This is a genomic window from Marinobacter sp. (genome assembly GCF_041690615.1).
In the GTDB taxonomy this organism is placed as follows: Bacteria; Pseudomonadota; Gammaproteobacteria; order Pseudomonadales; family Oleiphilaceae; genus Marinobacter.
Genome location: NZ_JAWLGY010000004.1, coordinates 97,748 through 114,411, shown reverse-complemented (window position 1 = coordinate 114,411; position 16,664 = coordinate 97,748). Strand labels below are relative to the sequence as shown.

Annotated in this window: 12 protein-coding genes; 9 read left to right on the top strand and 3 right to left on the bottom strand. The window is 59.1% G+C overall.

Translation table 11 applies throughout. The features are described from left to right. The first annotated feature begins 25 nt into the window (after positions 1-25). The 5 genes from ACESMZ_RS04490 to ACESMZ_RS04470 are packed head-to-tail and all read left to right on the top strand — an operon-like array spanning position 26 to position 5,559. Positions 26-1,303, top strand: a complete 1,278-nt coding sequence (locus tag ACESMZ_RS04490) for a polysaccharide biosynthesis protein GumE (protein WP_372972265.1) — start codon at positions 26-28, stop codon at positions 1,301-1,303. Further along, positions 1,300-2,427, top strand: a complete 1,128-nt coding sequence (locus ACESMZ_RS04485) for a glycosyltransferase family 4 protein (protein ID WP_372972264.1) — start codon at positions 1,300-1,302, stop codon at positions 2,425-2,427. The genes ACESMZ_RS04490 and ACESMZ_RS04485 overlap by 4 nt, the downstream gene beginning before the upstream one ends. Next, a complete protein-coding gene (locus tag ACESMZ_RS04480; RefSeq protein WP_372972263.1) occupies positions 2,424-3,548 on the top strand; it encodes a glycoside hydrolase family 5 protein in 1,125 nt (374 codons plus the stop codon). The genes ACESMZ_RS04485 and ACESMZ_RS04480 overlap by 4 nt, the downstream gene beginning before the upstream one ends. 17 nt (positions 3,549-3,565) lie before the next feature. Then, positions 3,566-4,780, top strand: a complete 1,215-nt coding sequence (locus tag ACESMZ_RS04475; protein ID WP_372972262.1) for a glycosyltransferase family 1 protein — start codon at positions 3,566-3,568, stop codon at positions 4,778-4,780. Then, positions 4,777-5,559 carry a WecB/TagA/CpsF family glycosyltransferase gene (locus ACESMZ_RS04470; RefSeq protein WP_372972261.1) on the top strand — a complete coding sequence of 261 codons (783 nt, stop codon included), beginning with the start codon at positions 4,777-4,779 and terminating at the stop codon, positions 5,557-5,559. The genes ACESMZ_RS04475 and ACESMZ_RS04470 overlap by 4 nt, the downstream gene beginning before the upstream one ends. A 71-nt stretch (positions 5,560-5,630) precedes the next feature. Here the strand turns inward: ACESMZ_RS04470 and ACESMZ_RS04465 are convergent, their stop codons facing one another. Further along, positions 5,631-6,848: a hypothetical protein gene (locus tag ACESMZ_RS04465; protein ID WP_372972260.1), complete on the bottom strand. Its 1,218-nt coding sequence runs from the start codon at positions 6,846-6,848 to the stop codon at positions 5,631-5,633. 455 nt (positions 6,849-7,303) lie between these two features. On the opposite strand from ACESMZ_RS04465, the gene murB reads away from it, so the two are divergent. Together murB and ACESMZ_RS04455 are read left to right on the top strand one after the other, a co-directional pair. Then, complete coding sequence (gene murB, locus ACESMZ_RS04460; RefSeq protein ID WP_372972259.1) at positions 7,304-8,344, top strand: UDP-N-acetylmuramate dehydrogenase; 1,041 nt, start codon at positions 7,304-7,306, stop codon at positions 8,342-8,344. Positions 8,345-8,359: 15 nt separating this feature from the next. Continuing rightward, entirely contained in the window at positions 8,360-9,352 is a 993-nt protein-coding gene (locus ACESMZ_RS04455; protein ID WP_372972258.1) for a glycosyltransferase, read from the top strand. A 131-nt stretch (positions 9,353-9,483) separates the two neighbouring features. Here ACESMZ_RS04455 and ACESMZ_RS04450 read toward each other — a convergent pair whose 3' ends face one another. After that, a complete protein-coding gene (locus ACESMZ_RS04450; protein ID WP_372972257.1) occupies positions 9,484-10,938 on the bottom strand; it encodes an undecaprenyl-phosphate glucose phosphotransferase in 1,455 nt (484 codons plus the stop codon). A 592-nt stretch (positions 10,939-11,530) separates the two neighbouring features. On the opposite strand from ACESMZ_RS04450, the gene ACESMZ_RS04445 reads away from it, so the two are divergent. Then, complete coding sequence (locus tag ACESMZ_RS04445; RefSeq protein ID WP_372972256.1) at positions 11,531-12,607, top strand: acyltransferase family protein; 1,077 nt, start codon at positions 11,531-11,533, stop codon at positions 12,605-12,607. 394 nt (positions 12,608-13,001) lie between these two features. Further along, positions 13,002-15,065 carry a hypothetical protein gene (locus ACESMZ_RS04440; RefSeq protein WP_372972311.1) on the top strand — a complete coding sequence of 688 codons (2,064 nt, stop codon included), beginning with the start codon at positions 13,002-13,004 and terminating at the stop codon, positions 15,063-15,065. Between the two features lie 104 nt (positions 15,066-15,169). Here the strand turns inward: ACESMZ_RS04440 and ACESMZ_RS04435 are convergent, their stop codons facing one another. Beyond that, positions 15,170-16,552: a sodium-dependent transporter gene (locus ACESMZ_RS04435; RefSeq protein ID WP_372972255.1), complete on the bottom strand. Its 1,383-nt coding sequence runs from the start codon at positions 16,550-16,552 to the stop codon at positions 15,170-15,172. Positions 16,553-16,664 lie beyond the last annotated feature (112 nt).

Sequence of the window (16,664 nt, the reverse complement as noted above, 5' to 3'; positions counted from 1 at the left end):
TCAGGTGCCCGAGGCGGGAAGGACCATGCCAGCAGAAACCCCGGCCCAGCACCTGGTTCTGAGACCCCTGACCATAGCGATTGTGGTGGGGGCGGTGCTTTATCAGGTGGTGCTGTGCCTTATCAATACGCATTTTTTTCCGGCCACCCGCGCCATGGTGGGACTGGCAGAGGCCATGCTGATGCTGGCCTGTCTGCCGCTGTTGCTGCCGAGGCTACTGCCCGGGGTGGTGATCCTGGTGTCCCTCACCGGTGCCACCCTGTGTCTGCTGGCCCTGTTCAAGGGAGGCCTGGACATGAAGGGTTTCCGGGATGTGCTTATTCCCATGTGGTTCTTCTGGCTGGGCCGGAACGTCGGTGACGTCCGCCTGGCGGATCGTATCGTCAAGATTGCTGTCGGGGTGGTCATAGCTGTCGGGCTCTACGAGCTGTTCGCCATCGACAGCTTTACCAGCTTCCTGGATATCTTTGGCTACTACGTCAATATCGGTAACCTTCAGCCCATTACCGAGTATGAACGGGAAAGCCGCCTGCAGATGAACGGTATCCGGCCGCAGGATATGGGGCGCACTCTGCTACCCTGGTTGCTCGACAATCACCGGGTTTCCTCGGTTTTTCTTGAACCCGTGTCACTGGGTAATTTCGCGACTCTGGTGGTGGCCTGGGGCCTGAGCAAGGATAGGTCGGAAAAATCCCTGATGTGGCTGTTCTGCAGTGCCGGTGTGGTGATGATGGTGCTGGCGGATTCACGGTTTGCCTTGCTGTCTGTGGGCCTTCTGGTGGTGCTCCGCCTGTTGTTCAGGGGGTGGCTGCTTTACGTGCCGGCGATTATGCCGTTCGTCATTATCGGCGGACTGGTGGCTCTCGGGCTGCTTGGTTCCATTGGTTACAGCGACACCTTCGTGGGCCGACTGGTCAGTAGCGCCTGGGGGTTATTGAGTTTTGACGCCCGCATGCTATTGGGGGCAGACAGCGGTGCCTGGTTCCCGGATCAGGGTTATGCCTATGTGCTGTCGACCTTTGGCATTGTGCTGGCGCTGGGCTTCTGGCTGGTGATCTGGCTGATGTCGGTGCCGGATGAGCGGGCAGCCCGGTTCCGGTGCTTCATTGCGGTGTACATCTCACTGATTCTGACCATCAGCGGCACGTCCCTGTTTGCCATGAAGACGTCCGCGTTGCTCTGGTTCCTGTTCGGAACCGTCCTGGCGGACCCGGCCCGGTTGCCCGTCCCCAGACACCTGCGGGCGGGATGGTCCGGCTGGGGTGATCGTATGACCATTCATCGCAGGGAGGCTGACGCATGAGCGTCAATGTGGTTCATGTCATTCGGCAATACTATCCATCTGTTGGCGGTATGGAGGACGTGGTCAGGAATATTGCTTCCTGCCAGCTTGCCAGCGGACAGTCCGCGTCTGTGGTAACCCTGGACCGGCTGTTCCGCAATTCCGATGAACGTTTGCCGCGTAAGGATGTAATAGGCGACGTGCCGGTTCTGCGCCTGCCCTACCGGGGCTCCAGTCGCTACCCGTTGTGTCCGTCAGTGTTTACGGCAATCCTTGAAGCGGATGTGATCCACGTGCACGGAGTGGATTTTTTCTTCGATTACCTGGCACTGACCCGGCTGGCCCATCGTCGCCCGCTGGTGGTGTCGACCCATGGAGGTTTCTTCCATACCGAATTCGCCAGCCGACTCAAGGAAATCTGGTTTAACACGATTACCCGGATGTCGTCGCGGGCCTATGACAAGGTGGTTGCCACCAGTGAGAACGACGGACGCCGGTTCCGCGAGATCATTCCCGACAGTCGCCTGGAAGTGATCGAAAATGGTGTGAATACCGACAAGTATGCTGATCAGGCAAGCCGGGAGCTGAATCGGACCCTGATCTATTTCGGACGCTGGTCGTCCAACAAGGGCTTGCTGGAAGCCCTGGACCTGCTGAAGGTTCTCCGGGGCAGGGATGCCCGCTGGCGACTGATTATTGCCGGGCGCGAGTACGACTTCAGTATTGAATCCCTGAATCAGGAAACCCTCCGGCGCCAGCTGACCGACGGGGCCGTGACGATAGAAGCCAGCCCGTCCGATGAGCGGCTGGCGGAACTGATGGGGCAGGCGGCCTGGTTTCTTTGCCTGTCACGACACGAAGGGTTCGGACTGGCGGCGATCGAGGCCATGAGCGCGGGGTTGACCCCGATACTCAGCGATATTCCTCCCTTTCGCAAGCTGACCGATGCCGCTGAGGTGGGGGTCTCCGGCGGGGCAGGTGATCCGCGGGCGCTCGCTGACCGGCTGCAGCGGTTACACGACGAGGGCCAGACGGCCTACGAGGACAGGCGGTCATGGGCCATAACCTTCGCCCGTCATTACAACTGGCCACGGATTGCCGATCGCTACATTCAGCTCTATGACTCTCTGGGAGAACCTTCATGACTCAATCCGGCTCCCTGGCCCCGGCCCGCAAGATCCGCTACGGACGAACATTATGGCGCGTAGTGATGGTCGGTGTTGCCGGCCTTGTCATGGCTTCCGGCGCGTCGGCCGTGTGCCTGGGTGAAGCGCCCCTGCGGGGCGTTAACCTTTCCGGCGCCGAATTCAACAGTCGGCAGTTGCCCGGTGAGATGTTTCGCCATTACACCTATCCGTCACCCGGCGACTTCGAGTATTTCGCTGCAAAGGGCGCGAATCTGATTCGTTTGCCGATCCGCTGGGAGCGGATCCAGCGGGAGCTGCGAGGCGAGCTGGATGGCCCGGAACTGGCCCAGATCCGAAAGGCGGTCAGCCGCGCCCGCAATAATGGCCAGTGTCTGCTGGTCGACCTGCATAACTACGCGGCATGGCACGGAGAGGTGCTGGGGGAAGGGCGTGTCTCCACCGGCGACCTGACTAATGTCTGGCAGCGCCTTGCCCGGGAGCTGGACGATCCGGACCACGTAGCCCTGGGGTTGATGAATGAGCCCTTCCGCATGGACATCGCCGACTGGGCGAAAACGGCACAGGAGACGCTGTCAGCGCTTCGGGAGCAAGGCTCTGAGCACCTGATTGTGGTATCCGGAGGGCGCTGGAGTGGTGTCCACGAATGGTTCAAGGTGCGTACAGGTACGACCAATGCTGAGGCCTTTGCCGGGCTGGAGGATCCCCTGGACCGAAGCGCGCTGGAGGTTCATCAGTACCTCAACGAGGGTTATTCCGGTACCCGTCAGGACTGCCTCCAGCCAGAACATTTCGACGGCATGTTCAAAAAGATTTCCCGCTGGGCTGATGAAAACGGCCAGCAGCTTTTGTTGGGCGAATTCGGTTCGCCACCGAAGGAAGAGTGCCTGGCATCCCTGGAGCGGATTCTACAGCTCAGCAATGATCCTGCGACCTGGCGGGGCTGGGCTTACTGGGCGGCCGGAGCCTGGTGGGGCGACTATTTTCTTACGGTTCATCCGGACGATGGCCAGGATCGTCCACAAATGTCCGTGCTGGAACCCTTCTTCACGGACTGGTCCTGCGCTGACGTGAAGAATGGCCGGTGCCCGGAGCCGCCGGAAGACCTGGCGGTGGAATAAGGAAGGAACGGAACGCTATGGAATCAGCAATGGGACAGGTTTTGCGTCGGGGAGACAGCGATACTCCGGCGGATTGTGCGACAGACAGCCGGATCACAGGTCAGGGCCGGATCGGAAACGGTCTGCGGTACCTGGTGCTTTCAGCCCACGACTATCGTTCTCCACGCAAGGCGAACATTCACTTTATCGCACGGGAACTGGCGAAACGGGGACCGACCCGGTTCTTCTCCCTTCGCTACAGCCTGCTGTCCCGTCGGACAGGTGACCCAAGGCTGTCCCTGGACCGTCATGCCAACCGGATCGAAACCCGGGATGGCGTGGAATGTTATCTCTGGAAAACCCCGGTTCATCCATTCAATACCCGCCGGCCTGCACTGAGGCCCCTGGAGAACCTCATGTACCGGGGCTACATTGCGCTGGCAAGCAAGGTGCTCAGGGACTGGCTGGCGCAGGCTGACGTGGTGGTGTTCGAAAGTGGTGTCGCGCCGGTGTTCTTTGAGCTCGCACGGCGTCTCAACCCCCGGGTGAAGACTATCTATATAGCCTCGGACGATCTCGACACGATTGAGGTAGCCGATTATGTCAAGGCGGCATTCCGGCGTGCGGCGCCTGCTATGACAACCATCCGCGTACCCTCCCGGGCCCTGCTGCCAGAGATACCTTCGCGGGACAATGTGGTACTTGTACCCCATGGTATCGACCACAACCTGGCAAAACCGTCGGCCGGTTCTCCTTATCGGGATGCCCTGAACGCGGTCTCGGTGGGTTCCATGCTGTTTGATCCCGGTTTCTTTGCCGAAGCTTCCCACCGTTTTCCGAACGTGCATTTCCATATCATCGGATGCGGGCAACCCCATCACCCCTCCTACGGTCCCAACGTGACGGTGTACGATGAAATGCCCCATGACGAAACCGTGCGGTACATCCGTCATGCGGACATCGGCATAGCACCCTACCGTTCAGAGTCGGTACCGGGCTACCTGGCCGATACCTCCATGAAACTGATCCAGTATGACTTCTTTGGGGTGCCGGCTGTGTGTCCTCACGCAGTGACAGGCGACTATGCCAGTCGGTTCGGGTACACACCGGGAGATGGAGTTTCTGTTGAGCAGGCCATAACCCGGGCGCTGAACGCCCCCCGGGAACCCTCCCGACGTCACCTGAGCTGGGGGGAGGTGACGGACCGGATACTGGAACCGTCAGCCTTTCCCGACACGGAGGTTCCGAAATGACTTCCTCTGAGGCATCCATCTGGTCGACCCTGCCGCTGGCGGGTTATCCCGTGGCCGCGTTGAGAACGGAGCAGTTAAAGGCGGCCCTCATCCGGGACCTGGAAGCGGGTCGGCAGCGCATGCTGTTCTTTGTGAACACCAACTTTGTCAATCACTGCGGCCACCTCCGCACTCGGCTCCGGGAGCCGGACGTGGTACTGGTCAATGACGGCGTGGGGATGGATATCGCCAGTTTCCTGATCCACCGGCGCCGTTATCCTGACAATCTCAATGGCACTGACTTTGTGCCGGCGCTGCTTGAAGCCCTGGTTGAACACCACCAGCAAACCGGTCGCGAGCGTCAGATACCGGCCGTGTTCCTTCTGGGTGCCGGCCCAGGCGTGGCTGAGCGGGCCGGTCAGGTACTGTCGGAACGTGGCGTTCCGGTGGCCGGTGTTCTGGATGGCTATGGGGAATCGGCTGACAATCGTCGGGTCGTCTCCACCATCAACGCCAGTGGCGCGGATATTGTACTGGTTGCCACCGGCAATCCGCGCCAGGAAACATGGATTCTCGAGAACGCGCCTGAGCTGCAAGCCCGGCTGTTTATAGGCGTGGGGGCACTGCTGGACTTCCTGGCGGGGGAAAAGCCCCGGGCACCGGAGATGGTTCGGACCCTGAGACTCGAGTGGCTGTACCGGCTGAGCCTGGAGCCAAGAAGACTCGCGAGGCGGTATACCGTTGATATCGGTCGTTTTCTCGTTCGTTGTGTCCGTGAGCGATCGACCGCCGGTGTGTAGGCGGGACGCCGGGGCCCCATCGGCATGGGGAAGGCGGGGGTGGCCGGGAAATCGCCACCCCTGAATACGGCTCAGAGGGTCAGGTCCAGGCCCAGTGAAACGATGCCAGCGTCGAACTCCCGCTCGTCAAGGGGGGAACTGCGATCCAGCCAGACCGTGCGGAGGCTGACCTCCAGGACGTCGGTTGCCTGGTAGCGGGCGGTCAGCGGTGTGAACTTGTGAATGCGCTCACTGCGGGCGTCCCACTGCGGATTAGCGTCGAATTCGTAGTGCAGCCAGGCATAGCCGGTGCCCAGCAGAATCTTGGGCGTAGCCTGCCACTCCAGGTCCAGGTAGAACCGCTGAATCTCGGAGGCGCTGTCGGAGGTTTCACCGATGGCCGGTTCAGTGTACTCAAAGCCGGTGGCTACATCGGTCTTCGATGTGGCGGCCCAGCGGCCCTCGAGCAGGGCATAGCCACCGGTGCCGTCGTTGGCTTCGCCGTCCCGGTCGAACATACCCAGGCGGGCCTCAAGCTGGGTTTCGGGGCTGACCACCCAGTTGGTTTCGAATTCCACGGTGGTGTAGTCGAAATCCAGGTCTCCCTGTTCAGGGATATCCTCCGGTCGGGCCAGGTTCTGGTTGGGGTATTCCCTCTGGCCACTGATCACTTTCAGGCCAATGCTCGAGCCCCGGGCGCTGGTATAGCGGGTGCCTGCCGAGACTTCTTCGTCGGTATAATCCAGCGCTTCCTGGCTGTCATTGGAGTGCTCCTGGTCCAGCCTTCGCGCAGTCAGGGGGAACGACCAGTTGTTGCCGGGAGCGATGACAAGGCCGCCAGTGGTTTCCTCCTCGGTGACCACGTCCTTGTCTTCGAACTCGGCCCGGTCAACCAGGCGCTCGCGGCGGGCCCATGACAGGTGTGGTTTGAAGGCGTTGCCAATCGCTCCCTTCCAGGCGGCGCCGCCACCCCAGGTGGTGGTGTCGAAGTTGTCCCGCTCATCGTGCTCGTGGCGGGTGGCGCCGGCACTGAACTTGAAGCGCTGCCGGCTGAGTTCCTGGTTGATGCGAACGCCTGCGCTGGCCGTCGTGATCTGTTCCGGATCATCCTCGGGCACCCGGTCATAGTTGCTGTCCCAGGTATGACCAACGCCGGCATTGAAACGGAAGCGGTCGGGTTGTTCGGTGTCCTGTGCCAGTGCGGTTCCTGAGGCTGCTATCAGGCCCATAGCCAACGCCAGGGTGACCGGACGCCTGGGGCCGGTAACGGCATGAACAGGAGAAGCAGGGAAGGGGAAAGAATAATGCATCCGTGTGCCCTTTGTGAGAGTCCTTTACATCCTGCGAGGCTCTTCGGAAAGCTCGTCAGGCGCTTGCGGCATTGCACGATTCATGCTGCTTGCAGGTTTGCCGGAGCTCCTGGCAAGCCTCCGCGCATGCGTGTTGCGCGACCGCCAGGATACTGATTTCACTTGGGCAAACGGTACCGGATGGCAGCGAATTTTGAAAGCCATGACCACCCGCCGGGAATTACCGTTTGGCGCCTAGTCGGTTAATTAATCGTCATGCGGGTGAGTCCGATCAAAGAGGGTAGTGCAGGTATAGTTGGATTCAGTTGAAGGCCGGGCCTTTTTGCCGGTCTGATCCGGTTTGTCCATGCCTGCCTTACTTATATCGGCCACAACTGGAGGTGTCGTCATCAATGGAAGGAATTGCTGAAAGGGGTCGGGGTAACACGCCAGAGAATACTGGCAACAGGGGATCCTTGCCATGGCTAACGCCTGGTCTGGAGCAGGATCTGAACTCCCTGGTGCCCGGTGGCGTCCACCGGAACATCTCCCTCGCCCGGGTCAGCCGCTGGCGGGTCGGAGGGACGGCGCCTCTGGTGGTGGCGCCGGGCTCTGTGTCGGAGTTGCAGCGGGTGATGACCTATGTGTCCCGCCATGGGCTTCCCTATGTGGTGCTGGGGTCATCCACTAACCTGCTGTTCGCCGATGAGGGGCTGGAAGTGCTTGCGATTCATATCGGTGCCCGTCTTGGTGGCTTCCGGATCGAGGGTGCCCGGGTCTGGAGCGAGGCGGGCATCTGGGTTCCCGCCTTCGCCCGGCGTCTGGCCCGTGCCGGACTGTCCGGTGCGGAACATACCTGTGGTATACCCGGTACGCTTGGTGGACTCGTCTGCATGAACGGAGGCAGCCAGCGCAAGGGCATTGGTGATCATGTGATTGATGTGACGTCGGTAACGGCTGGCGGTGAAAGGCGGGTCCGAACCCGGGAGGAATGTGGATTCCGTTACCGCCAGTCAGTCTTCCAGGGACTGGGGGAGATCATCGTGGGTGCGCGCTTTCGCTTTTCGGCCGCTGATTCACCCGTCCTGGTCCGCAGGGAAATGCTGGCCATTCTGGGGCAGCGGCGACGCAAGTTTCCTCGCAAGATGCCCAATTGCGGTTCAGTGTTCGTCAGTAACCCGGCCATGTATGCCCAGTACGGGCCGCCAGGCGCTGTAATCGAACAGTGCGGCCTGAAAGGCATGCGTGTGGGCGGGGCCATGATTTCGCCGCTGCATGCCAACTTCATCGTCAATCATGAGGCCGCCCGGGCGACCGACATTCTCAGTCTCATAGGGTTGGCACGTCGTATTGTGCGCGAGCGAACCGGGTACACCATGGCGGCAGAAGTCTGCTACGTGTCGCCGGCGGGGGAGATTGTTCCAGCTCATATCAGGGCCGAGGCACTGCGTTTGCCTTCCGTGGATGACAGCATCCCCGGGGTTACCCCGGAGCCGGCATCTGGAATGGGCCAATAGGATAAGGAGGCAGTTATGGTCAGGGTGTCAGTGGTGTCGGTGTTCTATAACCGGGCCGGGATGGTGGACGAATCCGTTGCCAGCCTTAAGCAGCAGAGCCTGGACGACTACGAGATCCTGCTCGTGGATGATGGTTCCACCGACAACACCCTGGAGCGCTTGAGGGCCCACGAAGATGCTGCAACGCGGGTAATCGCCGGCCCCAACCGCGGGCTGGTTGGCGCGCTGAATAAAGCTATCGCCGAAGCCCGGGGGGCCTACATTGCCATTCACGGCAGTGGTGACTTGTCTCTTCCACAGCGTCTGGCGCGGCAGGCAGAAATACTGGATCAACGCCCGGAGGTGGGGGTGGTCGGCTGTCGATCGGAGGTGGTAACCCTGCAAAGCACAAGGCCTCCCCACCTGGTAAAACAGGCCTTTGACGGCGATGCCCGTGAAACCATTATTGACTGGAACCCGTTTCATCACGGTGAAGTGATGTTCCGCAAAACAGTGTTCGACCAGGTTGGTGGGTACCGTCCGTTTTTCGTCTGCGCCCAGGACCGGGATCTCTGGTGTCGGATGAGTCACCACTGTCACTTCCTGGTACTGGAAGATGTGCTCTACCGGAAATTCGCCAAGGTGCCCGGTTCGGTGGCCGCTGACCCGGGCCGCCTGATGTTGCAACGTCACCTCTCGGATTTCGCGCTCTATTGCCACCGGGAGCGGCTGGCGGGGCGGCCGGATCCGCTGGAGCAGTTCGGGGAGCAGGGTGCGCTGTTCCGTCCCCCCAGCCGGGACCTGGCAAAGGACATGTGTGTCATTGGCAGTCGCTACGCGGCGGACGGTAACCTGGAGGCCGCCCGGACCTGCTTCCGGCGAGCCAGGGATGAGAACGGTTACCTGCCGGCTCGACTACTGCTCGCGGCAGCGACACTGACTCCCGGAATCCTGCTGGGTGCGGGAGATCTGTGGAGGAAGCTGCTGAGGTTGGTTCAGAAAGCCAGATGGTCGGAAGCCCGTAGGTAATTCCAGGGCTTCCGGGCAGGTCGATGGGATGGGTAGGGCGGACTCATGAAGTTTTACGCCCAGCAGTGCTCAGCCGCGCTGTGTCGTCAATACGTACAGTGCCATGGTGGGTAATTGTCAGGTGTGGAAGATCAATAGGCTTGTTGCCCGACAAACCCGCGGAAAGCGGTCCACCAGAGAATCTTGATGTCCAGCCACAGTGACCAGTTGCGAATGTATTCCAGGTCGTAGGCGATGCGCCCCACCATCTTGTCCATGGTTTCCGTCTCTCCCCTGAAGCCATTTACCTGCGCCAGCCCGGTGATTCCCGGTTTTACCTTGTGGCGAAGCATATAGCCCTGGATATGGTTGCGGTAGAACTCGTTGTGAGCCACGGCGTGGGGCCTGGGGCCGATGAGTGACATGTTGCCACCCAGTACGTTGAACAGCTGTGGCAGCTCGTCCAGTGAGGTACGGCGGAGCATGGCACCGAAGGGGGTGATCCGGGGGTCATCCCGGGTCGCCTGCGGTACTTTTTCACCGTCTTCGCAGACTTTCATCGAGCGGAATTTCCACACCTTGATCTTCTCGCCGCGGACACCGTAACGGGTTTGTTTGAAAAACACCGGACCCCTGGAATCCATTTTCACACCGATTGCGATGGCAATCATGGGGATGGCAACGATGGCGAGTATGGCAAGGCTGGCCAACAGGTCGAAAGCCCGCTTGGTCCAGGCCTGGTCCGCCAGCGGAGAGTCATAGATACTTACCGCCGGAATCCCCTGAATGCCGGTAAGGCGTGAGTGCAACAGGTCGAAGCTGAACACATCCGGAATCAGGTAGGCGGAAACGGTTGTGTCTGCCAGATCCTGGACCAGTTCCCGGACCCGGCGCTCGGCCGCCATCGGCAGAGTAATGAATACCATGTCGATTTCACCATTACGGGCTGCCTGCTTGAGCTGCTCAAGGTTGCCATCGACCCTGACCTGGTCATCGCCCAGGCGGCGGCTTCGGTCGTCGGTAAGAATGCGGTCGTCGTAGTAGCCGGCAATCTGGTAGCCCATCCAGGGCAGGTTCTGAATAGCGGCTGTCAGCCGTTGACTCAGGGAGGTTGCGCCGACAATACCGACGCGACGCTGGGCCGACTGCTTGCGTAAACGGGCCAGCAAGAGCCGGCGTAAGGCATGGCAGGAAATAATAGTGATGGGTGTCAGCGTAAGCCACAGAGCCACCGCCCGTATATTGATGCTGGCCAGCAATTCCATTGCGACGGCGAAGGTACCCAGGACCATCGCGGTGCCTATCCAGGCCAGCGTCAGCCGATGGGCCAGCGCCGGTGTGGAGAAACCTTGCCAGAGGTGGTAGACCTCATTGCTTTCAGCGAAGAAAACAAAGGCAATGATCGCGAGCACCCCTAGCCACGTGTAGGTGTGACTCCAGGGTGTGGCCCAGAACTGCAGTACCCCCCAGAGCACGCAGATGACCAGCAGACTGTCGAAGGCCCGGAAGAAGGCGAGAATGTTGGAGCGATGAAGGCGTATTGATGCTGTGGTTCCGGACGAAGGCGGCAGTACAGCAGCCTTTTGCTCCTTCTGGTGACGTCCCATAAATCCCTCCGTGAAATTCCCTGGATGGCCAGTCAGAAACCGGGTGGTACACATCGCTGGCGAGGCTTCAGCGATCAAGCATTAAATACGCCATAACGACGGCCCGGAATCCGATCAGGTGTGGTTTGCGGATTCTAAAAGACTTTACCGAAGAAAAGACATGTATATGATGTAGGTATAATTGTTGGGGGTGTTATCTGGTGCACCGGAATTAGGCATATATTTCAACGTTGCACAGCATGTGGGCATGCTTTACGGTGCATAATTTAACGGTATTAATATTATTTAACAAACTGTTTTTAATGAAAAATTCAGGAAACATAAACAAGTTGTACAGGAAAATTTCATGGTATTTTAATGTATGTGCTTTCTGGTCGGTTTAAATTATTATCGATCTGGTTATCTGGCCCGGTTATGGCCTTGTTTGATTGTCTGTTAAATGTTCTTGTGTTGTTCTGATAGATATGTAGGTAATTGCGTCAGTGATTGTTGTTTATTCATATAAAGCTGAATAACGATTCCTTTCAGGCGCCAGGCGAAGGTTAGCGGATCACGGAGCTTATCAATGGAAAAGGACAGGGGAGGCGTGACCATGTCAGCAAGTCTGGTTGACCAGTGCCGATGTTCGCCGGGAGATTTACCGGCGCTACCGCGCAGGCAGGGCAGGGCAGACTGGATCGATATCGCCAAGGGAGTCAGTATCAGCCTGGTGGTGTTCTGGCACGTGGTTGGCCCCCTCGTTCCAATCAATGAGGCACTGATCTTCCTGCGCATGCCGCTGTTTTTCTTTCTGGCCGGACTGTTTCTGAGAGGGGTCTTTCGTCAGCCATCCGGGGAGAGGTTTGTCTTCAAGTTCGCCAATTTCGTCTACCTGTTCGTGCTCTGGTCCGCCCTGGTCTTTTTTACCACGACGGTTCCCCAGGCGTTGCTCAATGGCGAGTCGGTCAGCCTGGCGCCCCTGGTGCGGATATTCATCGAACCGCCCCAGACGCTCTGGTTCATCTATGCGCTCCTGATCGCGGTCACCCTGCTGATGGTGCTTCGTCGGGTTCCGCTGGGGGTCATCCTTGCGGTCAGCGTGGTGATATACAGCCTGCTTTCGGCTGATGGAAACTGGCGAAGCCTGCCGTTTCCGGAACGGGTATTGTTACTGTTTCCCTTTATCGTGATGGGCGTATTCAGTCTCGAATTTATCGAGGGCACCCTGTTGCGGGTGACCCGCTTCTGGCCCCTGATGCTGACCGGTTTTGTCGTCATCAGCTGGGGTGTCTATCACTCCGGGTTCGCGGCTGTCGGGCCGGTCACCTTTCTGCTCAGTGTCTGGGGCATCAGCTCGGTACTGATGATGGCGGGGTGGCTGGCAACCAGACAGGGGGTTGCAGGTCGCGGCTGGGCCTTTGTTGGTCGACACTCGCTGCAGGTTTACGTGCTGCACCGAATCGTTCAGTTCTATCTTCTGGCGGTGCTCGCCCGGCTGGGGTTGCAGCCTTCACCCGAGGCGGGGATGTGGTACATCGGGTTCTACCTGTCGTCGGCCCTTGTCGTGGTAGTACTGAGTGTGCTGACCGGCTGGTTACTGGCGAAAACATCACTGTTTGCACCCTTGTTCGAGGTACCCTGGGTCAAAACCCTGCAGGCGAGAAGGGCGGCGAGTGCAGTTCCCCGGTAGGGCCACGAGCCGCCTTGAATAAACCGGGCCGGGCTGACCGAACTGTTTAAAATTGTAACTATCGGGGGTTAAACGCATATTTGCTCTGGCTATTCTGTGAACCGTTGTTATCTTGTACATTAAATTTCGGATAACCTTTGCAAGTCTGGACGGACGAACAGTCATGAGCAGTCATCGCCCCTCGGATGCAGATCAGAGCATCGATACCCCTGAAAAGAACGACGACCAGGAAGCCAACGCCGTAGCGTCAGAACCCAGAGTCATCCGCAAAGCGGCGACGGCGAGCAACAGCAGGTCGAGGAGCCGATCCGGAGGGAAAGCATCGACCGCCGGGAAGTCCGCCCGAAAACCCGCAGCTGCCAGGGCGCCTGAACAGGAAGCGCCTGAATCCTATATGTATTTCACGGAGCGGGATCTGGACCAGATTCTGTCCAACCTGGACCATCTCAGGGAGTCGGTGTTCCCAAGAGTCTTCTCGGACAACCAGAAAGAAGAGCGTAAGCAGCAGTTTTTCCCTTCGGTCTGTTTGATCGGACTTGGGCGTTGCGGCTCCAATATCGCGCTGGATGTGGCTGAACTGGTTCACAGTGCCCGTTCCTATTACCTGCAGGAACTGGACAATGAAGAGCGCCGCAGCCGGGAAAAAGAGATCGGCCCGCTGCGCTGGATCCGCCAGAGCCTGAACCTGCCTGCCTCCAACAGCGTCAAACCCGTTTTCCTGATAGAGCCAATGGTGATGCTGGGTGACCTGGACAAGGATATCGAGGGTCGTATTCGCTTCTCACGGCGGGCGGACGAGAGTACCTTCCTGGAAGACTACAACAAGATGAAGATCATGGACCTGTCCGAGGTCCATGCCGGTGGTGCGGGTAACGCGCCGATTCTGGGGCAGTACCTGGCGCGTATTATCCTCAACAAGGACACCGATCATTTCTCTAACGAAGACTGGAAGTTCATCCACTCCTATCTGATCGATTCCTGCGGTATCAAGGCCAACCAGTCCCGGTTGTACTTCTACATCTTCAGTGCCGGCGGTGGTACCGGTTCTGGCATGGCGTCGGAGTTCGGCCTTGCCCAGCAGTATTCCTACATGCGCAAGACGTTCGATCCGAAACTGGAGGACCGGGAGCTGGAGAACCGCGACCACTCGTTTGTGTTTGAGCCCATTTTTACCAGTGGCATATGCATCCTGCCCAACATCCAGGATAACCGGGTGGAAATGTCCGAGGCACTGCATATCAACGCTGGCCGCCTGCTGTGCAAGTACCTGGCGGAGGAGTGGGACTTCTCCTACAATTTCGACGCCGATGAGACCCGCGACGCCGACATGATGCATCGCATCCGGCCGTGGAACGCCATGATGCTCATCTCCAACGACATCATGCGTTACGCAGAGCAGCAGGATGAAGGCAAGATCCGGGACGTGGATGTGAATGCGATGGAGAAGTACGCCAACCAGTACATTTCCCAGCAGATTTTCAACATCCTTACTGCCCAGGCGGTAACGACCGACTACGATGAGGACTATTTCCGTCGTGCCGGTGTGGACATTGGTGAGACCATTCGCCTGGACGCGAACGACCTGTTCATGAGCCTGGCCGGTCCGGTTGCGGTAGCCTACGCCGAGTCGGTGGTGCCTACCGATGCCCACGCCACCGAGTTCCGCAGCATCAACGAGGACTCCCGTCTGGATATCGATGACCTGTTCTTCCGGTCCATCGACCTGCCGCATTTCAACAAGGTGACCGAGGCCATTGAGGGGGTGAGTCTGCTGCCCATCGAGGCGGCCCGCTATCGGGACGCCCTGAAGAAGTACAAGGAGTCCGGCTACGATGCGACACACCTGAAGGACCTGCATTTCTTCAAGAACTGCTCGTCCATCGTGTCCATCGTTTCATTGCCCAAGGACTACAAGCTGTCCTACATGGACCTGAACAGGCTGAAGACGCATCTGAACGCGCTCTTCCCGAACACCACGCTAAAACGTTATGCGTTGGTGATTGGCGCTTCCGCCAACCTGTCCCTTACCACCCTGGTGGTGAAGAGCCCGTGTCTGAGTGATGACTTCCTCACGCTGATTGTCGCGTACATCAAGCGCTGCTTTGCCAACGACCAGACTCGCTACCACGACAGCCTGGATGAGGCCATGCTGGACTTCATCCGCTCACCGGAGCTGGACGAGGAACTGGTGGACAGCATGCTCAACGAGTTTGAAAATCCCGCCAAGATCCTGGACACCAACTGGTATGCCATCAAGCCCATGTACGAGAAGAAATACCGGGAGATGTGCCATGACCAGAATAACTTTGTGTCTATCAATGACATCCGCCTGAGCCGGGAGAACGTCAAGAAAGCGATCAAGTACCTGCGGGAGATCTACCGTCACCGCATCAGCAAGACACGGATGATCAGCCTGAACGAGCAGGGTGGTCGCTTTAGTCTGTCCGATGGCGAGTAACTGACCGGATCCCAGGATGGTAAAAGGCCGGCCCCACCGCAAACCTGGAATCGGCGGGGCCGGCAAAAGGCCACCGGGAGTAGCCTCAAGCGTCACTCATCGGGTCAGATGAGGTTGTAAAGGAATACGATCGCAATACCGGCCGGGGTCAGAAAACGCAGTATGAACATAAAGGCCTTGTAGGTGGTTCCCTGCAGGCCAATATCCTCGGCCAGTCCTTCCCGCTTCATGGCCCAGCCTGCGAACAGGGCAATGGCCAGCCCGCCCAGGGGCATCATCAGGTTCGATACCAGGAAGTCCAGCAGGTCAAAGACGGTCTTGCCTTCAAAGAAGGCGATAAAGCCCAGCGGGTGGACACCTTCCCAGACGTTGAACGAAAGCACTGTTCCGATTCCTATAAACCAGATCGCAATGCCACCGCCCAGTGCGCTTCTGGCGCGGCTGATGCCCTTGTGTTCTTCCAGCCATTCCACCACCGGTTCCAGCATGGATATGGCGGAGGTGATGGCGGCCACCAGCAGCAAGGCGAAGAAGACGGTGCCGAAGATGGCGCCGCCACTCATCTGCCCGAAGGCCAGTGGCAGGGTGACGAAGATCAGGCCGGGCCCGGCGCCGGGCTCGAGGCCGTTGGCGAATACCAGCGGGAAGATGGCCAGGCCAGCGAGCAGGGCGACGCTGGTATCCAGCACGCCAATGGTGATGGCGGTGCGGGTGATGTTGACGTGCTTCGGCAGGTAGGAACCATAGGCCATGAGTACGCCGATGCCGATACTGAGAGTGAAGGCTGCGTGGCCCAGGGCGGTCAGTACGCCGGCGGTGGTGAGTTTGCTGAAATCCGGAGCGAACATGAAGCTGACGGCCTGGCCGAAACTGCCACTAGTCATGGCGTAGAGGACCATGACGACCAGCAGTATGAACAGCAGCGGCATGAGCATGTTGACGGCTTTTTCCAGGCCGGAACGGATGCCGCGCCCGACGATGAAGACGACGATGGCCATGAACAGGGAGTGCCACAGTAGCAGTTCCCAGGGATTGGATAACAGGGTGCCGAACTGGCCGCCGATGGCTTCGGCGTCAGCGCCGGTGAACAGGCCGGCGGCAGCCTTGCCGATATAGACCAGGGCCCAGCCGCCGATGACGGCGTAGAAGGAGAGCACCAGGAAGGAGGCAATAACGCCGTTCCAGCCGATGGCCCGCCAGCCCCTGGCGGTGCCCTCGGTCTGGGTGAGGGTGCGCATGGTAGCAATGGGGCTCTGGCCGCCACGGCGGCCGATCATGGTTTCGGCGATGAGGACGGGTACGCCAATGAGGAAGATGCACGCCAGGTAGATGAGTACGAAGGCGCCGCCGCCGTTTTCGCCGGTGATGTAGGGGAATTTCCAGATGTTACCCAGGCCGACGGCGGAGCCTGCCGCGGCGAGGATGAAGGCCATTCTGGAGGACCAGAGGTTGTTGGCCTGCTGGTGTGGTTGGGTGTTTTGGGTCATTGGGTTCTCCGCTTACTTGTTTTTGTCGGATCGTTATATTTCTTCGCAGAGCCAGTTGCGGGTTCCGTCCGGCTTCGGCCCACGAGTTTCTGGATTGTGCGGGAGGCGTCAA